A 15,793-nucleotide genomic window follows, 5' to 3' on the forward strand; every position below is an offset into this window, starting at 1 on the left:
AGCCTGTAAAGAGCTTTAGCTTTTTAGCAAAACCTAAAGCGACAACTCGTTTTATTCCCCCGAAAATGCCGCGATTATATAACGATGAGGATTAAAGTATCTTTAAAATTTCATAGTTGTAGCAAAAATTTGTGACTAAACCGATTTTTTCGTCACTTGTATTGCTGCGTTTGCTTCTCCGAAGCTAATTTTGACCCGGATATTTTATCGGGTGCCTTCCAAAATTTTTATAATCTATCTGGCAGCCTTTCGACAGCCATTCTTTTATGTGCACTATTATTGTTTAAACCCCATAATCTTCTCAATCCCTTAAATTTCTTTAAAATTCCCTCTAAATTTAAGCCCCGTTTCAAATAGACTTAATAGAATTCTTTCAAATTTCACTCAAAGGTATCCAATGCAAACCGCCCTGGGCTCGCTAGGTCTGATAGCCGCCGTAAATCATATCCCATTCGATGCCAAGGCGCTTATAAATAAATTTGCGCTAAGCAGCGAGGAACCGCAGATCGAAGAGTTAGTGCGTATGGCTAAGCATTGCGAGTTTAAGGCTAAAATCAAAAAGCTAAATCTTTCAAATTTGATGCGCTATAAGCCTCCCTTTATCCTTCAGAAAAAGGACGGAAGCTATTTTAACGTCCTAAAGATAGAACAGCGAAGCGAAGCGGATATTAAAGCGGCAAACGCTAGCAAGACAGCAGCCGATTTAGATAGCGCAAATTCCAAAGATACGGCAGATTCCAAGGAGATATTGAGCTCTAACAGCGACACGGCAAATTCTTTAAACTCATCTTCATCCGCATCGTTATCTTCTAATGCGTCATCTTCTTCCGGCGCGCCATATTCTTCCTCCGCGGACACATCCCATTTGTCTGCCAAAGAGACTAAAGCTTCCCGCTCATCCAAATCCTCGCAAGAACAAGAAGCAGCTATTAAATTTATCGTATTTGACGGCGGCAATTCCGTAAAGGAGCTTAATGCTAGCGAGCTATTTGATCTTTGCAGCGGCGAGTTTATCGTGCTAGCTCATAAAACTCTGAATTCTCAGATCAAATTCGGCTTTGCTTGGTTTTATAAGCGGATGTTAAGCTTTAAAAGAGTGGTATTTGAAGTGCTTTTAGCTTCATTCATCATGCAGCTTTTCGGTCTAGTGACGCCGCTTTTTACGCAAGTGGTGCTCGATAAGGTTTTAACTCATCATAGCATCAGTACGCTAAACGTAATTGCATTTGCATTTTTGGCGACCATCATATTTGAGATGCTTTTAAGCCTAAGTAGAAATTATATATTCGCGCACACTACTACTAAAATCGACGCCAGGCTAGGTAGCGAGCTTTTTAGCCATTTGGCTCTGCTTCCGATGACCTACTTCGAGAACCGCAAGGTTGGAAACATCGTTGCTAGAGTGCGCGAGCTAGATAGCATAAGAGAGTTTATTGCTAATAAAAGCGTTAGTGTGCTACTTGATATTTTATTTAGCTTCGTATTTGTCTTTATGATGCTGCTTTATAGCATTAAGCTTACGCTGATTGCAATCGCATTTATAAGCGTAATTGCTGCGATCTATTTTTTTATCACGCCGGTACTTAGAAAGAGGCTGGAGGATAAATTTCAAATGGGAGCCGCTTCAAACTCCTATCTCGTAGAAGCAGTAACCGGAATGCAGACGGTGAAATCTCTAGCGATCGAGGGCAGTATGCAAAAGATGTGGGAGGAAAATCTAGGCAGATACGTCCGCTCATCTTTTAATCTTTCAAATTTAAGCAACGTCGCAAGCGGCTTTGCCTCGGCACTTCAAAAGCTTATGACGCTTTGCATTTTATATTTCGGCGTGGGGCTCGTAATAGAAGGCAAGCTAAGCGTCGGTCAGCTCATCGCCTTTCAGATGTTTGCGGGGCAATTTAGCGCTCCTGTAATGAGGCTCGTAGGTCTTTGGAATGAGTTTCAGCAAGCTCTTCTTAGCGTTGATAGGCTAGGAGATATATTAAATACTCCAACCGAGCAGAGCACCGATAAGCCGATTGCGTTAAATAATATCGAAGGAGATATAAAATTTGACGCCGTAAATTTCAGATATAGGCCGGATCTAAATTTGGTGCTTAAAGATATCAGCTTTCACGTAGAACCGGGCAAAAGCGTAGGCATAGTCGGCAGAAGCGGCAGCGGTAAAAGCACTATCACAAAGCTGATCGAACGGCTCTATCTGCAAAGCTCGGGCGCCGTTTATATCGACGGCATAGATATCAGACATCTAAATCCCTATCTTTTGAGGCAAAACATCGGCGTGGTCCTTCAGGAAAACTATCTGTTTAGTGGCAGTATCAAAGAAAATATCGCCTTTGCCGCAAGCGGAGCGAGTATGGAGGAGATCATCAGAGTTAGCAAGATCGCGGGCGCTCATGATTTTATCGCAGAGCTTGCAGGAGGTTACGATACCTTCGTAGGCGAGCGCGGCTCTAGCCTTAGCGGCGGACAAAAACAGCGCATCGCAATCGCTAGAGCGCTCATAAATAATCCTAAAATTTTAATCTTTGATGAGGCGACCTCTGCGCTTGATTATGAAAGCGAAAGCATCATCAATCAAAATTTAAGCGAGATCAAAAAGGGAAAAACCTTCATTATCATCGCGCATAGGCTAAATTCCGTCAAGAATTGCGATGAAATTTTAGTGCTGGATAAAGGCGAGATTGTAGAGCGCGGAAAGCATGAGGAGCTAATGGCATTAGGCGGTTACTACAAGAGCCTATATGATAAGCAGCTAGGATAGGTCGAAGGGTAGGGCGGGATAAATTTAACGCAAGAGCGCTTTTAAATTTAAACCCATTTATTGCGCGCCGCCGCCTTTAAGAGCTTTATTATAAATTTATGGCATAATTCAATTAGATTTCTACAAGGATAAACTATGCTTGCATCGATAAATATTCAAACGTCAAACGCTAAAACGCTTAAAGCCATAGAGGATATAATCGCAAACGATCCTACCGCCGTTATAAGCTATAATGAGCTCGATTATTTAAGCCCACAGGATGAAGCTAGACTTATGGAAATTTCGGATGCCGACGATAGAGGCGAGCTGAAATATCGCTCGCACGAGGAAATGTTGGAGCATCTAAATACGCTTTTTAAAAAAATGGCCTAAGATATGAAGCTCGTCTACAGCGAAGAATTCCTTAACGATCTGGATAAAATTATTATGTTTATCGCGCAGGATAGTCCCGAAAGGGCGGCCAAATTTGCGGATGGTTTGATTGTTAAAATTTCAGACATTCCAAATCGTCCGTATAGTTTTAGAAAAAATCCTAAGCTAAATCGTAAAGACACTAGGGATCTAGTTTTTAAAGGCTATACGGTGCCGTTTCGCGTAAGCAAAGACGCCATAAAAATATTAGCGATATTTAAATATAATAGCCATGCTATGAAATAATTTTAGATTAAAGTTGCAAACAATGCTAAAAATTTTTAAAAGAATAGAGGATGATTCAAACGAGTTTAAGCCTTTATTGATCGAGATAGAGGATGCTCCGCAAAACCCTTTAGGAAGATCTATCTTATGGATCGCTTGCGGAGCTTTGATATTTGCCGTGCTGTGGATGGTGTTTGCCAAAGTGGATATCGTAGTAAGCGCTAACGGTAAGGTCGTGCCCGACGGCGAGATTAAAATTTTAAAATCTCTCGAAAGCGGAGTCGTTTCTAAAATTTTAGTAAAAGAGGGCGATAAAGTAAAAAAGGGCGATCATCTCATCTTAATCGATCCTAGCGTATCTACGGTAAATTTATCCACCAAGCAAGAGAGCCTAGCCCTACTTGAATACTCGATAAAAAGGCTCGACGCTCTAAGCTCGGGCAAAAGCTTAGATGCCAATATCAGCGCAGATGAGCTGAGCTTATACAATACGCAAAAGTCAAATTACGAAGAGAGCATAAATGTCTATAATCTAAAAATGCAAGCTCTGCAAATGGGGATAAACTCCACCAATTTAGAGGTCGAGAGGCTAAGCGGAATTTTAAAGATAGATGAGGCACGGCTAAGCAATCTAAACAAAGTAAAAGATATAATAGCGTGCAGGGATCTATATGAGCTCAAATCCAAAGTAATCGAGCTAAACTCCAATCTTAAAATTTCAAAAGAGAAGCTTGCCGAGCAAAGGGCAAATTTAGATGAGCTAGCTAAAGAGCTTGAGGCCTTTAAAAGCCAAAGCATATCCAAGTGGCTCGATGAGATGCTAGCCAAACAGAAGGAAGCAAGCTCGCTAAAAGCGGAGATCAACGCGATCTTGTTTCAAACCAGACAGCAGATCATCTCCTCTCCGGTTGACGGCTTTGTGGGAAAGCTACTCGTAAATACGCAAGGAACCGCCATCACAAATCAAGAAAATTTAATCTCTATAGTGCCTAGCGATAAGCCTTTAATCATCAAAGCAAACGTGCTTAATAAAGACATAGGCTATCTGGAAAACAATCAAAGCGTAGCGATTAAGGTTCAGACCTTCGACTTTCAAAAATACGGCAAGCTAGAAGGCAGGCTCATCCACATAGCAAACGATGCGATAAACGATGAGAAGCTGGGAGAGATCTACGAAGTAAAGATTAGACCCGATTCTACATTTTTGATCGTAGATGGGATCAAAAAGGAGATTGAGCCTGGTATGAGCGTAACGGCGGAGGTAAAAGTAGGCAAACGGCGCGTAATAGAGCTATTTATCTACCCCGTCATCAAATACCTAGACGAAGGACTTAGCGTAAGATAGGGAAGGAGGGTAGGCGGATATTTACCGTTTTTTATTTGTTCAAATATGACTTGAAATTTTAGAACGGACACAAGAATTTCCAGATTTTTTAGTAAGTAATCGTTTTTACCGCTATCGGCCCTTTATCTCAATCTATCATCAAATCCCCTGCTCATATAAAAATTTGGCGCATTTTACCCTTTTATGAAGTATTTAAAATTTAAAATCGCTTTACCATATCGAATTTCAAGGTCTTTTGGCGCTCCAAATTTTAAAATTTTACTTCGCAGCACTGCAAAATACAAAGCCCAAAATCAAATACAAGACGCGATATAAAATAGGTAGCTATTCAAAGGCCAACAAACACCAAAGCAGCCATCGATCAGATTATGAAGCAAACAAATGATATAGGAATATAAAAGAGCGATGAAAAGACCAAATAGTGAATAAAAGGATAAAGTAGATATTCTAAAAGCTCATGCACTCATAACACTAAAAGCAAGCATCAAAGCTTAATAGTTGCAGCGAAAAATATCTCATAGTATTAAAAGAAGTCATAGAGCATTGCAATCACAAATAACAATATCTTTATGGACTTATAGCTTTTATAGTTATGTGATTATTAAAAATACGCGGGTATATTTTTAAATTTACGTGTAGCTGTAATATACAAAAAATACCACCCAAAAAAAGAGAACTCCTATAAAGCGCTAAAACGTCTCAAATAGGTGCAATAAAGTAAAACGCGACGGAAAGACACATTATAAATATCCGTCAAGAGCCTATCGCCTCTTGACGGATATCCCCAGCCCTAGGGCATTTATAGCTTGCATATGGTACGCTTCATGGCGTAAAATGAGACGGGTGGGAAAGCAGATGGAACGATCGCTTTACGGAATTTGTTCTATTTGCTTGCCTATTTGCTATTGTGTTACGCTTTCTCTGTCATAATTTTCGCCGACGACGATATTCGAGATACGCTCTTTCAATTCCGAGATCGTGCGCGAGAGACAGACGATCGCCATGATTTCGCTTGCGACGGAAATGCAAAAGCGATCTTCGCGTGGCACTCCGTTCATTCTGCCGCCGAGTCCGACGATGCTGCGCAGTTCGCGGTCGTTGAGATCGACGCACCGCTTCCACGAAATCGTGTGGGGGATCTATTTTGAGTTCGTTGCCGTGATGAATGTGATTATCGACCAGAGCCGCAATCAAATTGTTTGCTACGGAAATCGCATGGATGTCGCCGGTAAAGTACAGATTGATTTCTTCCATCGTAACAATCTGCGCCCTTCCGCCGCCGCACGCACCGCCCTTTATGCCGAAGCAGGGGCCTAAAGACGGCTCTCGGAGCGCAAGCACCGTTTTTTTCCCGATCCGATTGAGTGCATCGGCAAGCCCTATCGAAACGGTCGACTTTCCCTCCCCCGCACTCGTCGGCGTTACAGCGGTAACGAGGATGAGGCGCGCGCGCTTTCGTCCGCGGCGCGCTTTTGCAAAATCCGAAGCGTTTCTGCGGTGAGTTTCGCTTTGTACTGTCCGAACGGTTCGATTCCGTCCGCATCAATGCCGATGCGCTGTGCGATGTCCGCGATCGGAAGCATTCGATTTTTTTTGCGCTATTTCGATATCCGACAACATAACATAATTATATGCGCGAACGCGGGCTTTTGTAAATCGCTTTACACGACGCTTTAAACTTGACAATGTAAAGTTTTTACGCTATTATCTTGACACTGTAAAGATTAAAAGGGAGTACTTATGCAAAAATTGAATTTGCCGTATCACCGCGAAGGATTAAAAAATCTTTTAATAGAAAAAGGTATCGAAATCGTCAATACCGACGGGCTACAGTCTTTTTCGCTGAGAAAAGCGGCGACGGCCTGCAAGGTAAGCCATGCCGCCCCATACAGTCATTTTCACAACAAAGAAGAATTGCTCAACGCGATGCAGCTGCACATCACTGAGCGCTTTTCGAAAACGCTCGAAGCCGCGATCGCCGAAAACAAAAAGCCTTCCGAATTGTTAAAAAATTTGGGCACGGCCTATGTTTCTTTTTTTATTGAAAATCCCGCCTATTTTCAATTTTTGTATTCAAAGTCGGACATAAAGGTCGATTTAACTTTATCCGTGCCGGATGAAGAAAACTATGCGCCTTTTATCCTGTATAAAAACAGCGTCCTGTCATTGCTTACGCAAAATAAAGTCCCGAAAAAAAAGCAAATCGATATTTTAATAACGATATGGGCTTTTATTCACGGACTTACGGCGTTGGCGACAATGAAAAACGTGTGCTACGACAAAAATTGGAAAGAAAAAATCGGCGATTTTATGGACGTGCTCGAGCCGTCATTTTTAAAGTAAGGGCACAAGAGGTACGATATGAACGGAATGTATTTCAGCGGAACGGGAAACACAAAATACTGTACGGAAGCGTTTGCACAAGCGACCGGCGGCAGGGCTTGCAGCATGGAATCGGACGAAGCGCTTGAAATCTTACGCGCATCGGATGAAATCGCGCTCGGTTATCCTATTTACTTCAGCGATATCCCGCGCATTGTAAAAGCGTTTATTTTAAAACATGCCGATATGTTCCGCGGAAAGCGCGTTTTTGTGATCGCAACGATGGGCCTTTTCAGCGGAGACGGCGCTGGGCTTGCGGCCAGGCTGCTCCGAAAATGCGGAGCCGCCGTTACCGGAGGCTTACATCTGCACATGCCGGATTGTATCGCCGATGTAAAGCTTTTAAAAAAAACGCCGAAAGAAAACAGGGGGCTCATAGCGGCGGCGCAAAAAAAGATTTTGCAAGCGGCGGAAGGCATAAAGCGGGGAATCTATCCGAAAGACGGCTTATCGTTTTTTCACAGAATCGCAGGCTTATTCGGCCAGCGCCTGTGGTTTAAAATGCATGCGAAAAAACTGACCGAACGGCTCAAAATCAAAACGGACCGCTGCATCGGCTGCGGCATATGCGCGGCACACTGCCCGACAAAGTCATTATATATCGAAAACAGTAAAGCCGTGTTTTATCCCGGAAACTGCACGATATGCTACCGCTGCATAAACAACTGCCCGGCGAAGGCGATCACGCTTATCGGTACGGACGTATTCGAGCAGTGCCGCTTTGACAATTATGCAAAAAAGGAAACACTATGAAAAAACTGTTCACTTTATTTTTCTGCGCGATGATTTTCAACCCGTCGTATTCCCTGTATTCCCAAACGGCGGACGGCGAAGTGTTCTTTGACACGGAAATCGTCGTTACCGGCATAAAAGAAAAGTCGGGAACAATCGTTATCAGTATCCACGATTCCTCCGAAAGTTTTCGCAAACGTCTTCCGTATAGAACCGCCGAAACGGCAGCTGACGGAGAAAAGGCGATATATCGCATACGGCTCAAAGCCGGAGAGTATGCGTTTTGCGTTTATCACGACGTCAACGGCGACGGAAAACTGAATACGAACGCGATCGGCATACCAAAAGAGCCGTTCGGATTCAGCAATTACGACGGCAAAGGCCCGCCCGGCAACTTCAAAAAACACAAGGTTTTTATAGACGGCACGGCGACGGTAACCATCCCCTTGGTAAAAATGAATTAATCCTTAAAATCAACGTTTCGGCAGTCGCACAATCCGCACTCAAAGAACAATTGGGCGTACAGTGCTGAAACGCGCGCGCAAGTTCTCAAATTCGGTATAGCAGTTCGATTTCGTCTTCGGAAAGTTCATGCCAATCGCCTTTCGCGAAGCTTTCGTCCAGCCGAAGCGCGCCGATCGCGATGCGCTTCAGATAGACGACTTCGTTTCCGAGCGCGGAAAAGATGCGCTTTACTTCGTGAAATTTTCCTTCACAGATCGTAAGCGTACATTCGTCTTTTTCATCGCCGCTGCCGAGCCATACGAGCTCCGCGCTTTTGCAGTCGGCTTCTTTTTCTCTTCCTTCAGGCTCCATGTGCATGCCTTGCGCACATTTGCAAACGTATGCCGCCCTTTCTTCGTTTCGAACTTTTTTGCTAGGCGCACAACATACGTTTTTCCGCATTCGCTTTTCGGAGCAGTGATGCGGTGCGTGAGCGCTCCATCGGTCGTCGGAATAAGTAAACCTTCGGTATCGCAGTCGAGCCTTCCGATCGTATGCAGATTTTCTTCGAAAAAAGGCGTGCGGTATGGATCGCCTAGCAAATCGAAAACCGTTTCGTAAAGCCCGTCGCGCTTTGCACACACGAATCCCGAAGGCTTATGCATCATGAGATAGACGGCTTTGCGAACTTCGATTCTTTTGCCCCGTACGGCGACGACATCGTTCTCGTCATCGATGCGGATCGATGCGTCGGATACGCTGTTATCGTTTACCGTCACGGCGCCCGAGCGGAGCAGTTTTTTTACGGAAGAGCGGGAACCCAAGCCCCCGTGAGATAGTAATTTGTCGAGGCGGATCATAAGCGCCTACTTTATGCGCTTTTCGATCGGAACGTAATCGCGCACGTCGCACACGTTTTTGTACGCCGGCCGGTAAATTCTGCCGCCTGCGACGATCTCTTCGATGCGGTGCGCGCTCCAGCCCGCAATGCGCGAAATCGCAAAAATGGGCGTGTAGAGTTCACGCGGGATATTGAGCATCAAATACACAAAGCTGGAATAAAAATCGACGTTCGGGCAGATCTTTTTTTTCACCTTCGTGCACTTCGGCAAGCACGTCGGGAGAAATTTTTGCGATAAGGTCATAGAGGCGGAATTCCGCTTCGCACTTTTTTTCTTTTGTAAGCTTGGAAGCCTTTTCGTGCAAAAGCACAGCCCTCGGATCGTCGATCGTATACACCGCGTGCCTCGGTCTTTAAATTTTAAGACGGCAAACTTAAAATTTCCTCATCCGTTTTATAAAATTTTAATCCCCTTTCGTATAAAATGCATTAAAATTTCATTTATAAAGAGCTTCGTTTGGATAAATTTAAAATAGCTTTCACCGCTTTTGCTTTGATCTTGGGTGCGGATGCACTAAACGCAGCGAATAAATTTAGCTCCGCTTCATCAAAACCTGCCTCAAATAAAACGTCTACTCAAAACCAAGCAGCCCTGCAAAACAACCAAAGCGCCTTAGAAAAATATCTCTCTACCCCGGAGGTAGGTTCTAAGCAAGATAATTCGCAAGACGCTTCCAAAGGTTCAAGTTCCAAAGCTAAAGCCAAAGCCCCTGCTAAAATTTACAGACTAGATAGATCAAAAATACGGGATATAAATCAAAAAAGATTGGACGGAGAGCTCGATCCAAATTTAAAAGCAGGTTTGAATTCCTTCTCTTTCGACGCCCTGTTAAAACATACTTTAGCTAATTCTCCGAGTTTAAATTTAACCAGGCTCGATGTTCAAAGCGCACGTAACGAGCTTGAGTATCAAAAGGCCTCACGCTACCCAGAGCTAGGCATTAATGCCAATAGCGAATACGCCAAACGCTACGGCGCTCGCTATAATTCCGTGCAGATTGGCGATGATAGCCTAGTCTCGCAAAGCGGCTACGGCGATTCCGTATCGCTCGTGCTGCGCCAAGATATATTTAAATTCGGTGCGGATGAGTTAGCGATCGAAGCTGCCGAAGAGAATATCAAACAAGCAGATCTTAAAAGATGCTCTGCCTATATGGATAGCTCGATTAAGCTTTTGGAGCTTTACGACGAGGCGCTCGGATATAAAAACAGAATAGAAATTTACGAGCGGTTAAAAGATGCCTACGAGATGCTTTATATCTATGAAAAGAGACTATCGGGCGCAGGAGAGCTAAGCAAAACAGCTCTAGCAGATCAAGCCATAGCATTGGCCGATACGAGTTATGAGCTATCTCAACTACAGCTTAATGCCAATAACGCCTTAAATAAAATTTACTCGCTTTCTGGAGTTAAAATTCCAAACATATTTTATCTCTCGGATCTAGGCGGAGCTAATAGTATCAACTCGGAGTTCGTACCCTTTGAAGATAGCGTAATCGCTAAAGGATTTGATCATGAATTAGCCGCAAATGAGCTAAGTATGAGATCGCAAGAAAGACTTTATTATCCTACCGTTTCTCTCTACGGCAGATACGATCTTTACGGCAGCGACAGAGATGACTTTAGCCGCGCCGGAAAGGATGTCAAAAGACATGGATATAGAGCGGGACTTACGGTGCATATGAGCCTATTTGACGGAGGCAAACGTGCCGCACAGATCAAAGAAAAGCAGATAAATAAAGAAAGGATTTTATCTAAAAAAGAAGAAGCTAAATTAGAATACGAAAAGCAGATAGCAGATCTTAAACTATTTCTATCCAAAAAGGACCAATACAATAAAATCCTATCCAATTCCTCTAAAATTTCAAAAGATATCCTAACTATGCAAAAGAGATTAAATGCCGGCAACGAAAGCTCAAAGATAGATGTCTTAAACTCTCTAATAGCCTCTTTAAAAAAGGAGCTAGCTCTTAAAGAACATGCGCAAAAAGCCAGCTTTAATATCAAAAAAGCGGAACTAATGTCTAGATACGGAAAGTGTGAGTAGGACGTTTGGTAGCCAAGTAGATGATTTCGCGGCTAGTCGAATAGTTTAAGCGGCTATAGCGTTTTAACATAGCGTCTTGTATTTGGCTTTAGGCTTTGTATCTTGTAGTGCTGGGAAGTAAATTTAAAAATTTAGAGTAGTAAAGAACCTTGAAATTCGATATGGCAAAGCAGTTTTAAATTTTAAATATGCCGTAAGAATAAAAAGATAAAATGCGGCGAAATTTTTATATGAGTAGGGGATTTGATGAGAGATTGCGATAAAGAGCCGGTAGCAGCAAAAAGCTCTTTATAACGCAAGCGCTAAAACGGATAAACGCTCTGCTAAGCAAGCTCTAATAAAACAAATCCTACTTCCTACTATATATTTATGAGCGTATAGGCGAATATACATATATCGTAAAATTCAAATTATTAAATTACTTAAGGAGGAGAGAATGGCGTTTGAAAATGCGATCATCACCAAAGAGGATGATGAAAAATATGGACTTACTAAGATGTTTCTCAAGTATAATCGGCACGATAGAGGTTTGCCGGATCGATGGTATTGGGTCATAGACAGAGAGCGCAACTGCTGGTTTATGGAGAGTGGATTTTTTCCGGATCCGGAGCTAGACCACGCTTACCTCTCAAAAAGTTTATGGGTGCTTTATTATAAAGGTGAGATGTTCGAAATTATACTAGATACCGAGCTTTATAATAAAATTATAGATCAAGTATCATATGATAAAGTATGGCTTCTATTGGATGTAAGACCGATTACTTATAGTAGATTAACTAATAAAGAAATTTTTACACTTTTGAAAGAAATTCTTGATGTTTATGGATTGGGTGGTGCGTGGAGGCAGGCTAAATCACCAAACTATAAAGTAACACTAATAAATAAGTTAAAAGGATAAGATTATGAAAAATCTAACACTTGAACAGGCAAATGAGTTGCTAAAAACAGCTAACACTAAACAAGATATAATAAATATATTAAATAAGCTGAATCTTAGCTCACCCGAAACAAAGACGATATTATATTCTGGCATACAGGACATGGATGGTTTTAAAGACTATCTAAAAAAGACTAATCAATATAATAATATTAGGATGATAGATAAAACGTCAGTCGGTGATTTTTTAAATATATGGGAAAATGAAAATTTACAAAATGCTTTAACGAGAGCATTTGGTAATGGTGATCCAGATTTTGACGTAATTGAAGAATATAAGAAACGCGGTAGTGCTGATGGTAAAGTGCCGCCATCCGAACTCAACAAATTCTTTCACGATGCAGGTAAAAAAGATAGTGGCTTATGGGATATTGCCTCTAAACGTTTTATTGCAGAGACCAAAGGTGAAATAATAACTTTAATAGGTGAGGGTGCTCGCACAGATAGGACTTTCTATCAAACCGAACTCCCTGAACTTCTCAAAAACAAAAATATCACTAAAATCAACGGTATGGATAAAGCGGAATTCACTTCTAAACTAAATTCTTATGCTACCGATAGAGAAAAACTAAATTATATTATCAGCGATCAAAACGCCGTAGCAAAAATAGCGGGCAAAGAAATATCCGAACTAACGCAAGATGATTTCGATAAAGCACGCAAAAACACAAATTTCGAGGCGATATTCAAAGAAAATAAAAATGCGCTAGTTAAAAATTATATCAATGATATAGTCACAAATGATAGAATTCCATATTCAGAGAAGGTCAAAGAGCTAACTAAAGCTTTTGGTCGCGATAAGCTACCGTTCATCACGAAAGAGCTAAATAGACTAGGGATTATGGGCGGACTAATAGGCTTTGATATGACTATGCAAAGAGCAGATCAGGCACTTAGCGCAGGAAATAGAGAAGAAGCAAGAACCATCGTCAAAGAATATATGCTAGAAGAAACCGGAGCGAATATAGGCGGATATATGTTTGCCTCGCTGATTATGCCTAATAAGGGTATGGGCAAAACTAAAGCAATAGCTTTGGTTACACTATTCGGCGCGATAGGCTCATATCTGGGAAGCGACTATCTCCTAAATCTTTATAAGAATAGAGATTCGTTGTCATATTTTTTAAATCTATATGATCCGAATTGGGTAGGAAGAGATCCTTGGTTGCTTGAAGTAATTAAGGAGCTAACGGCTCCTTATGTGGATAAGCTCGATGAATATATAACGAACGCTTCGGATGCTCTTATAGATTTTACGATCGCGGCTGTCAATAAAATGAATGAAGAATTATCTAACAAACTTCAAAACACTAAGAAGTTTTATATCGGACTTGCCGTTTCTATCTTGGAATTTTTTATCTACGACCCTCTCGCCCTTGATCTTAACGGCGACGGCAAGATCGGCATCAGCCCTGCACCTAACGGCGGAGCCTACTTCGATCACAACGGCGACGGAGTATCTCACAGATCATCTTGGATAAGCAAAGAGGATGGAATTTTAGCCTACGATCGTAACGGCAACGGTAAGATAGACGACGGCAGCGAGCTGTTTGGAAATTTCACGCAGATAAAAGATAAAGAGGGCAATCAAAGACTAGCCAAGGACGGTTACGAAGCTTTAAAGGAATTTGATAGCAATAACGACGGGCTTATAGATAATAAAGACGATAATTTCAAAGATCTTAAAATTTGGCAGGATGCGAACTCTAACGGGATCTCAGATGAAGGCGAGCTAAAGAGCCTAGATGAGCTAGGCATCGCTAGTCTGAGCCTAAATCACAACGAGGTAAACGAAGATCTAGGAGGCGGCAATACCCTAAGTCTAAAGGGAAGCTATACTAAAACTGACGGCACCGCTCATAGTATGGGCGATCTGAATTTCAACGTCGATACGATAAACTCTAAATTTAAAGATGAAACGCCGTTAAACTCAGAAGATATGGCTAGAGCAAATATCAAAGGCTTTGGATTACTAAGAGATCTAAGATCGGCCGCTGCATTAAATAAAGAGCTAGCTGCCGCACTAGATAGCTACTCTCGCTTAAGTACCAAAGAGGAGCAGCTCAAGGCTCTACCTGCTCTCATAAAAGCCTGGAGCGAGACTGCGGCAAGAAGCACGGACGGAAATTCTAATGCTGCTGGCTACGAAGTAAGCCTAAAAGGGGTGAAGCTTCCAAGCAATGTAAATCTAGGCGCAGGATCAAACATCAATGTAGATGCAGACGGTAACGTGATAAGCTCCGGTAATCCAAACGCTAGAAGACTAAGCCTCACTCCGTCTCAATACAGAGCGCTTCTAGATAGTTCTAAATCCGTAGATGAAAACCTACTAAAGGAGTTTGAGAGTATAAAATATAAGATCAAAGTAATCGATGCTTTCACCGGTTCAAAGACTGCAGAGCTCTATTATATAAGCAATGACGATATAAAAGCTATCATCAAAAACACAAACGAAACTTATGATAAAATTTTAAACTACTCCTATGCTTCGTTACTGGCTCAAACCAGACTAAAAAGCTATGCGGATCTGATAAGTCTGGATATGATCTCCGTGCCTAACGATACGGCTGCGGGCGGCGCTTCGGCGGGCGATAATTCAAAATCCGATACCGCAAACGGCGGCGCAAATACATCTGCTAAGCCGAAGCATGATTTCAGACTAAATTTCACCAAAGTAATCGATAAATTTAAAGAGATAAACCTAAGCGATCCGAAGAAGGCTTTCGTGGATTTGGCGGAGTTCGCTACTTTATTTCAGAGCAAAAAGGAATTTGCCGCAGGGCTTAGCCTACTTGCCGAGTTTGCATACGGAGCGAATAAACGAGGGGTGCTAAGCGAGTATATAGCCGCCATAGGCCAAGAGACGCAAAATAAGCTAGATATAGCAACAATAACCTCTAATTCCAGCGGCACAAATGCAAATGATATTATGGTCGGCTCAGACGGTAACGACAAGCTCTACGGCGGAAATGACAACGACATCCTCTATGGCGGCGACGGAGATGATATTCTTGCTGGAGAGAACGGTAACGATACCTTGCAAGGCGGAGCCGGTAACGATAGATTGGAAGGTGCTTGGGGAGACGATACCTATATATTCGGAAGAGGCGATGGAGCGGATACTATCTATGACTTTACGGGCAACGATACGATTAAATTTAAAGAGGGGATTACTGTAAACGATCTACTTGTAAAAAGAGCTAAAAACGATATCAATAGCCTCGAAATTTCCATCAAAGGAACCGAGGATAAAATAACCGTAGAAAACACATATCATAGCGATGGAAGATATTACAATGGTGGTATGATAGAGAATTTCGAATTTGCGGATGGAACAAAACTCTCCCTTCATGAATTAGAAACTCAAGCTGCTTTTAAAGGAACCGATGGTAACGATACTATTATAGGTGCAAACGCTAAGGATGAAATTTATGGCGGAGCGGGAGATGATACTATCGTAGCTAACGAAGGTAACGATACCCTTTATGGTGGTGAAGGTAACGATATCCTTTATGGTCAAGATGGTAACGATATCCTTTATGGCGGCGAAGGTAACGACAAGCTCTACGGCGGAAATGACAACGACATCCTCTATGGCGGCGACG

The 15,793-nt window shown here is 42.3% G+C and carries 14 protein-coding genes and 2 pseudogenes; 10 read left to right on the forward strand and 6 right to left on the reverse strand.

Going from position 1 to position 15,793, the window contains the following annotated elements; translation table 11 throughout:
- The first annotated feature begins 397 nt into the window (after positions 1 to 397).
- The 4 genes from Q0174_RS09430 to Q0174_RS09445 all read left to right on the forward strand — a co-directional run bounded on the left by Q0174_RS09430 (position 398) and on the right by Q0174_RS09445 (position 4,745).
- Entirely contained in the window at positions 398 to 2,764 is a 2,367-nt protein-coding gene (locus Q0174_RS09430) for a type I secretion system permease/ATPase (RefSeq protein WP_298043548.1), read from the forward strand.
- A 135-nt stretch (positions 2,765 to 2,899) separates the two neighbouring features.
- Complete coding sequence (locus Q0174_RS09435) at positions 2,900 to 3,136, forward strand: hypothetical protein (RefSeq protein ID WP_298043550.1); 237 nt, start codon at positions 2,900 to 2,902, stop codon at positions 3,134 to 3,136.
- A gap of 3 nt (positions 3,137 to 3,139) precedes the next feature.
- The gene (locus Q0174_RS09440; protein ID WP_298043552.1) at positions 3,140 to 3,421 is read left to right on the forward strand and encodes a type II toxin-antitoxin system RelE/ParE family toxin; all 282 of its coding nucleotides are present in this window, start codon (positions 3,140 to 3,142) and stop codon (positions 3,419 to 3,421) included.
- A gap of 22 nt (positions 3,422 to 3,443) precedes the next feature.
- Entirely contained in the window at positions 3,444 to 4,745 is a 1,302-nt protein-coding gene (locus Q0174_RS09445; RefSeq protein ID WP_298043554.1) for an HlyD family type I secretion periplasmic adaptor subunit, read from the forward strand.
- Positions 4,746 to 5,683: 938 nt separating this feature from the next.
- On the opposite strand, the pseudogene Q0174_RS09450 reads toward Q0174_RS09445, so the two are convergent.
- Positions 5,684 to 6,194 (reverse strand): annotated as a pseudogene (locus Q0174_RS09450) (formate--tetrahydrofolate ligase); the annotation flags it as partial.
- On the reverse strand, positions 6,167 to 6,328 hold the full coding sequence (locus tag Q0174_RS09455) for a formate--tetrahydrofolate ligase (protein ID WP_298043556.1): 162 nt from the start codon (positions 6,326 to 6,328) through the stop codon (positions 6,167 to 6,169). The gene Q0174_RS09455 and the pseudogene Q0174_RS09450, both read right to left, overlap by 28 nt.
- Positions 6,329 to 6,485: 157 nt before the next feature.
- Here Q0174_RS09455 and Q0174_RS09460 point away from each other — a divergent pair, with 157 nt between their 5' ends.
- From Q0174_RS09460 to Q0174_RS09470, 3 genes are read left to right on the forward strand one after another with little or no spacing between them, the layout of a single operon-like run.
- Positions 6,486 to 7,088, forward strand: coding sequence for a TetR/AcrR family transcriptional regulator (locus Q0174_RS09460; RefSeq protein ID WP_177387686.1), 603 nt, complete (start codon positions 6,486 to 6,488; stop codon positions 7,086 to 7,088).
- 18 nt (positions 7,089 to 7,106) lie between these two features.
- A complete protein-coding gene (locus Q0174_RS09465) occupies positions 7,107 to 7,880 on the forward strand; it encodes an EFR1 family ferrodoxin (protein ID WP_298029549.1) in 774 nt (257 codons plus the stop codon).
- On the forward strand, positions 7,877 to 8,323 hold the full coding sequence (locus Q0174_RS09470) for a DUF2141 domain-containing protein (protein WP_298043558.1): 447 nt from the start codon (positions 7,877 to 7,879) through the stop codon (positions 8,321 to 8,323). Before Q0174_RS09465 ends, Q0174_RS09470 begins: the two co-directional genes overlap by 4 nt.
- 85 nt (positions 8,324 to 8,408) lie before the next feature.
- Here Q0174_RS09470 and Q0174_RS09475 read toward each other — a convergent pair whose 3' ends face one another.
- From Q0174_RS09475 to Q0174_RS11020, 4 genes and pseudogenes are all read right to left on the reverse strand, one after another.
- Entirely contained in the window at positions 8,409 to 8,675 is a 267-nt protein-coding gene (locus Q0174_RS09475) for a hypothetical protein (protein WP_297964001.1), read from the reverse strand.
- A 17-nt stretch (positions 8,676 to 8,692) separates the two neighbouring features.
- Positions 8,693 to 9,163 (reverse strand): annotated as a pseudogene (locus tag Q0174_RS11015) (pseudouridine synthase); the annotation flags it as partial.
- 6 nt (positions 9,164 to 9,169) lie between these two features.
- Positions 9,170 to 9,397 carry a citrate/2-methylcitrate synthase gene (locus Q0174_RS09485; protein WP_366112710.1) on the reverse strand — a complete coding sequence of 76 codons (228 nt, stop codon included), beginning with the start codon at positions 9,395 to 9,397 and terminating at the stop codon, positions 9,170 to 9,172.
- Positions 9,324 to 9,542, reverse strand: coding sequence for a hypothetical protein (locus tag Q0174_RS11020; protein WP_366112712.1), 219 nt, complete (start codon positions 9,540 to 9,542; stop codon positions 9,324 to 9,326). The genes Q0174_RS09485 and Q0174_RS11020 overlap by 74 nt, the downstream gene beginning before the upstream one ends.
- Before the next feature lie 119 nt (positions 9,543 to 9,661).
- Here Q0174_RS11020 and Q0174_RS09490 point away from each other — a divergent pair, with 119 nt between their 5' ends.
- The 3 genes from Q0174_RS09490 to Q0174_RS09500 all read left to right on the forward strand — a co-directional run.
- Positions 9,662 to 11,251, forward strand: coding sequence for a TolC family protein (locus tag Q0174_RS09490; RefSeq protein WP_298043563.1), 1,590 nt, complete (start codon positions 9,662 to 9,664; stop codon positions 11,249 to 11,251).
- Between the two features lie 436 nt (positions 11,252 to 11,687).
- A complete protein-coding gene (locus Q0174_RS09495) occupies positions 11,688 to 12,149 on the forward strand; it encodes a hypothetical protein (RefSeq protein ID WP_298043565.1) in 462 nt (153 codons plus the stop codon).
- A gap of 4 nt (positions 12,150 to 12,153) precedes the next feature.
- A partial coding sequence (locus Q0174_RS09500; RefSeq protein WP_298043567.1) for a calcium-binding protein occupies positions 12,154 to 15,793 on the forward strand: 3,640 nt, incomplete at its 3' end.

Source organism: uncultured Campylobacter sp., assembly GCF_937996225.1.
In the GTDB taxonomy this organism is placed as follows: domain Bacteria; phylum Campylobacterota; class Campylobacteria; order Campylobacterales; family Campylobacteraceae; genus Campylobacter_B.

What these genes read in the sequence shown, in the direction of transcription:
- Q0174_RS09430 (WP_298043548.1), top strand. Translation starts at nt 398, where the DNA reads ATGCAAACCGCCCTGGGCTCGCTAGGTCTGATAGCCGCCGTAAATCAT.
- Q0174_RS09435 (WP_298043550.1), top strand. Translation starts at nt 2,900, where the DNA reads ATGCTTGCATCGATAAATATTCAAACGTCAAACGCTAAAACGCTTAAA.
- Q0174_RS09440 (WP_298043552.1), top strand. Translation starts at nt 3,140, where the DNA reads ATGAAGCTCGTCTACAGCGAAGAATTCCTTAACGATCTGGATAAAATT.
- Q0174_RS09445 (WP_298043554.1), top strand. Translation starts at nt 3,444, where the DNA reads ATGCTAAAAATTTTTAAAAGAATAGAGGATGATTCAAACGAGTTTAAG.
- Q0174_RS09455 (WP_298043556.1), bottom strand. Translation starts at nt 6,328, where the DNA reads ATGCTTCCGATCGCGGACATCGCACAGCGCATCGGCATTGATGCGGAC.
- Q0174_RS09460 (WP_177387686.1), top strand. Translation starts at nt 6,486, where the DNA reads ATGCAAAAATTGAATTTGCCGTATCACCGCGAAGGATTAAAAAATCTT.
- Q0174_RS09465 (WP_298029549.1), top strand. Translation starts at nt 7,107, where the DNA reads ATGAACGGAATGTATTTCAGCGGAACGGGAAACACAAAATACTGTACG.
- Q0174_RS09470 (WP_298043558.1), top strand. Translation starts at nt 7,877, where the DNA reads ATGAAAAAACTGTTCACTTTATTTTTCTGCGCGATGATTTTCAACCCG.
- Q0174_RS09475 (WP_297964001.1), bottom strand. Translation starts at nt 8,675, where the DNA reads ATGGAGCCTGAAGGAAGAGAAAAAGAAGCCGACTGCAAAAGCGCGGAG.
- Q0174_RS09495 (WP_298043565.1), top strand. Translation starts at nt 11,688, where the DNA reads ATGGCGTTTGAAAATGCGATCATCACCAAAGAGGATGATGAAAAATAT.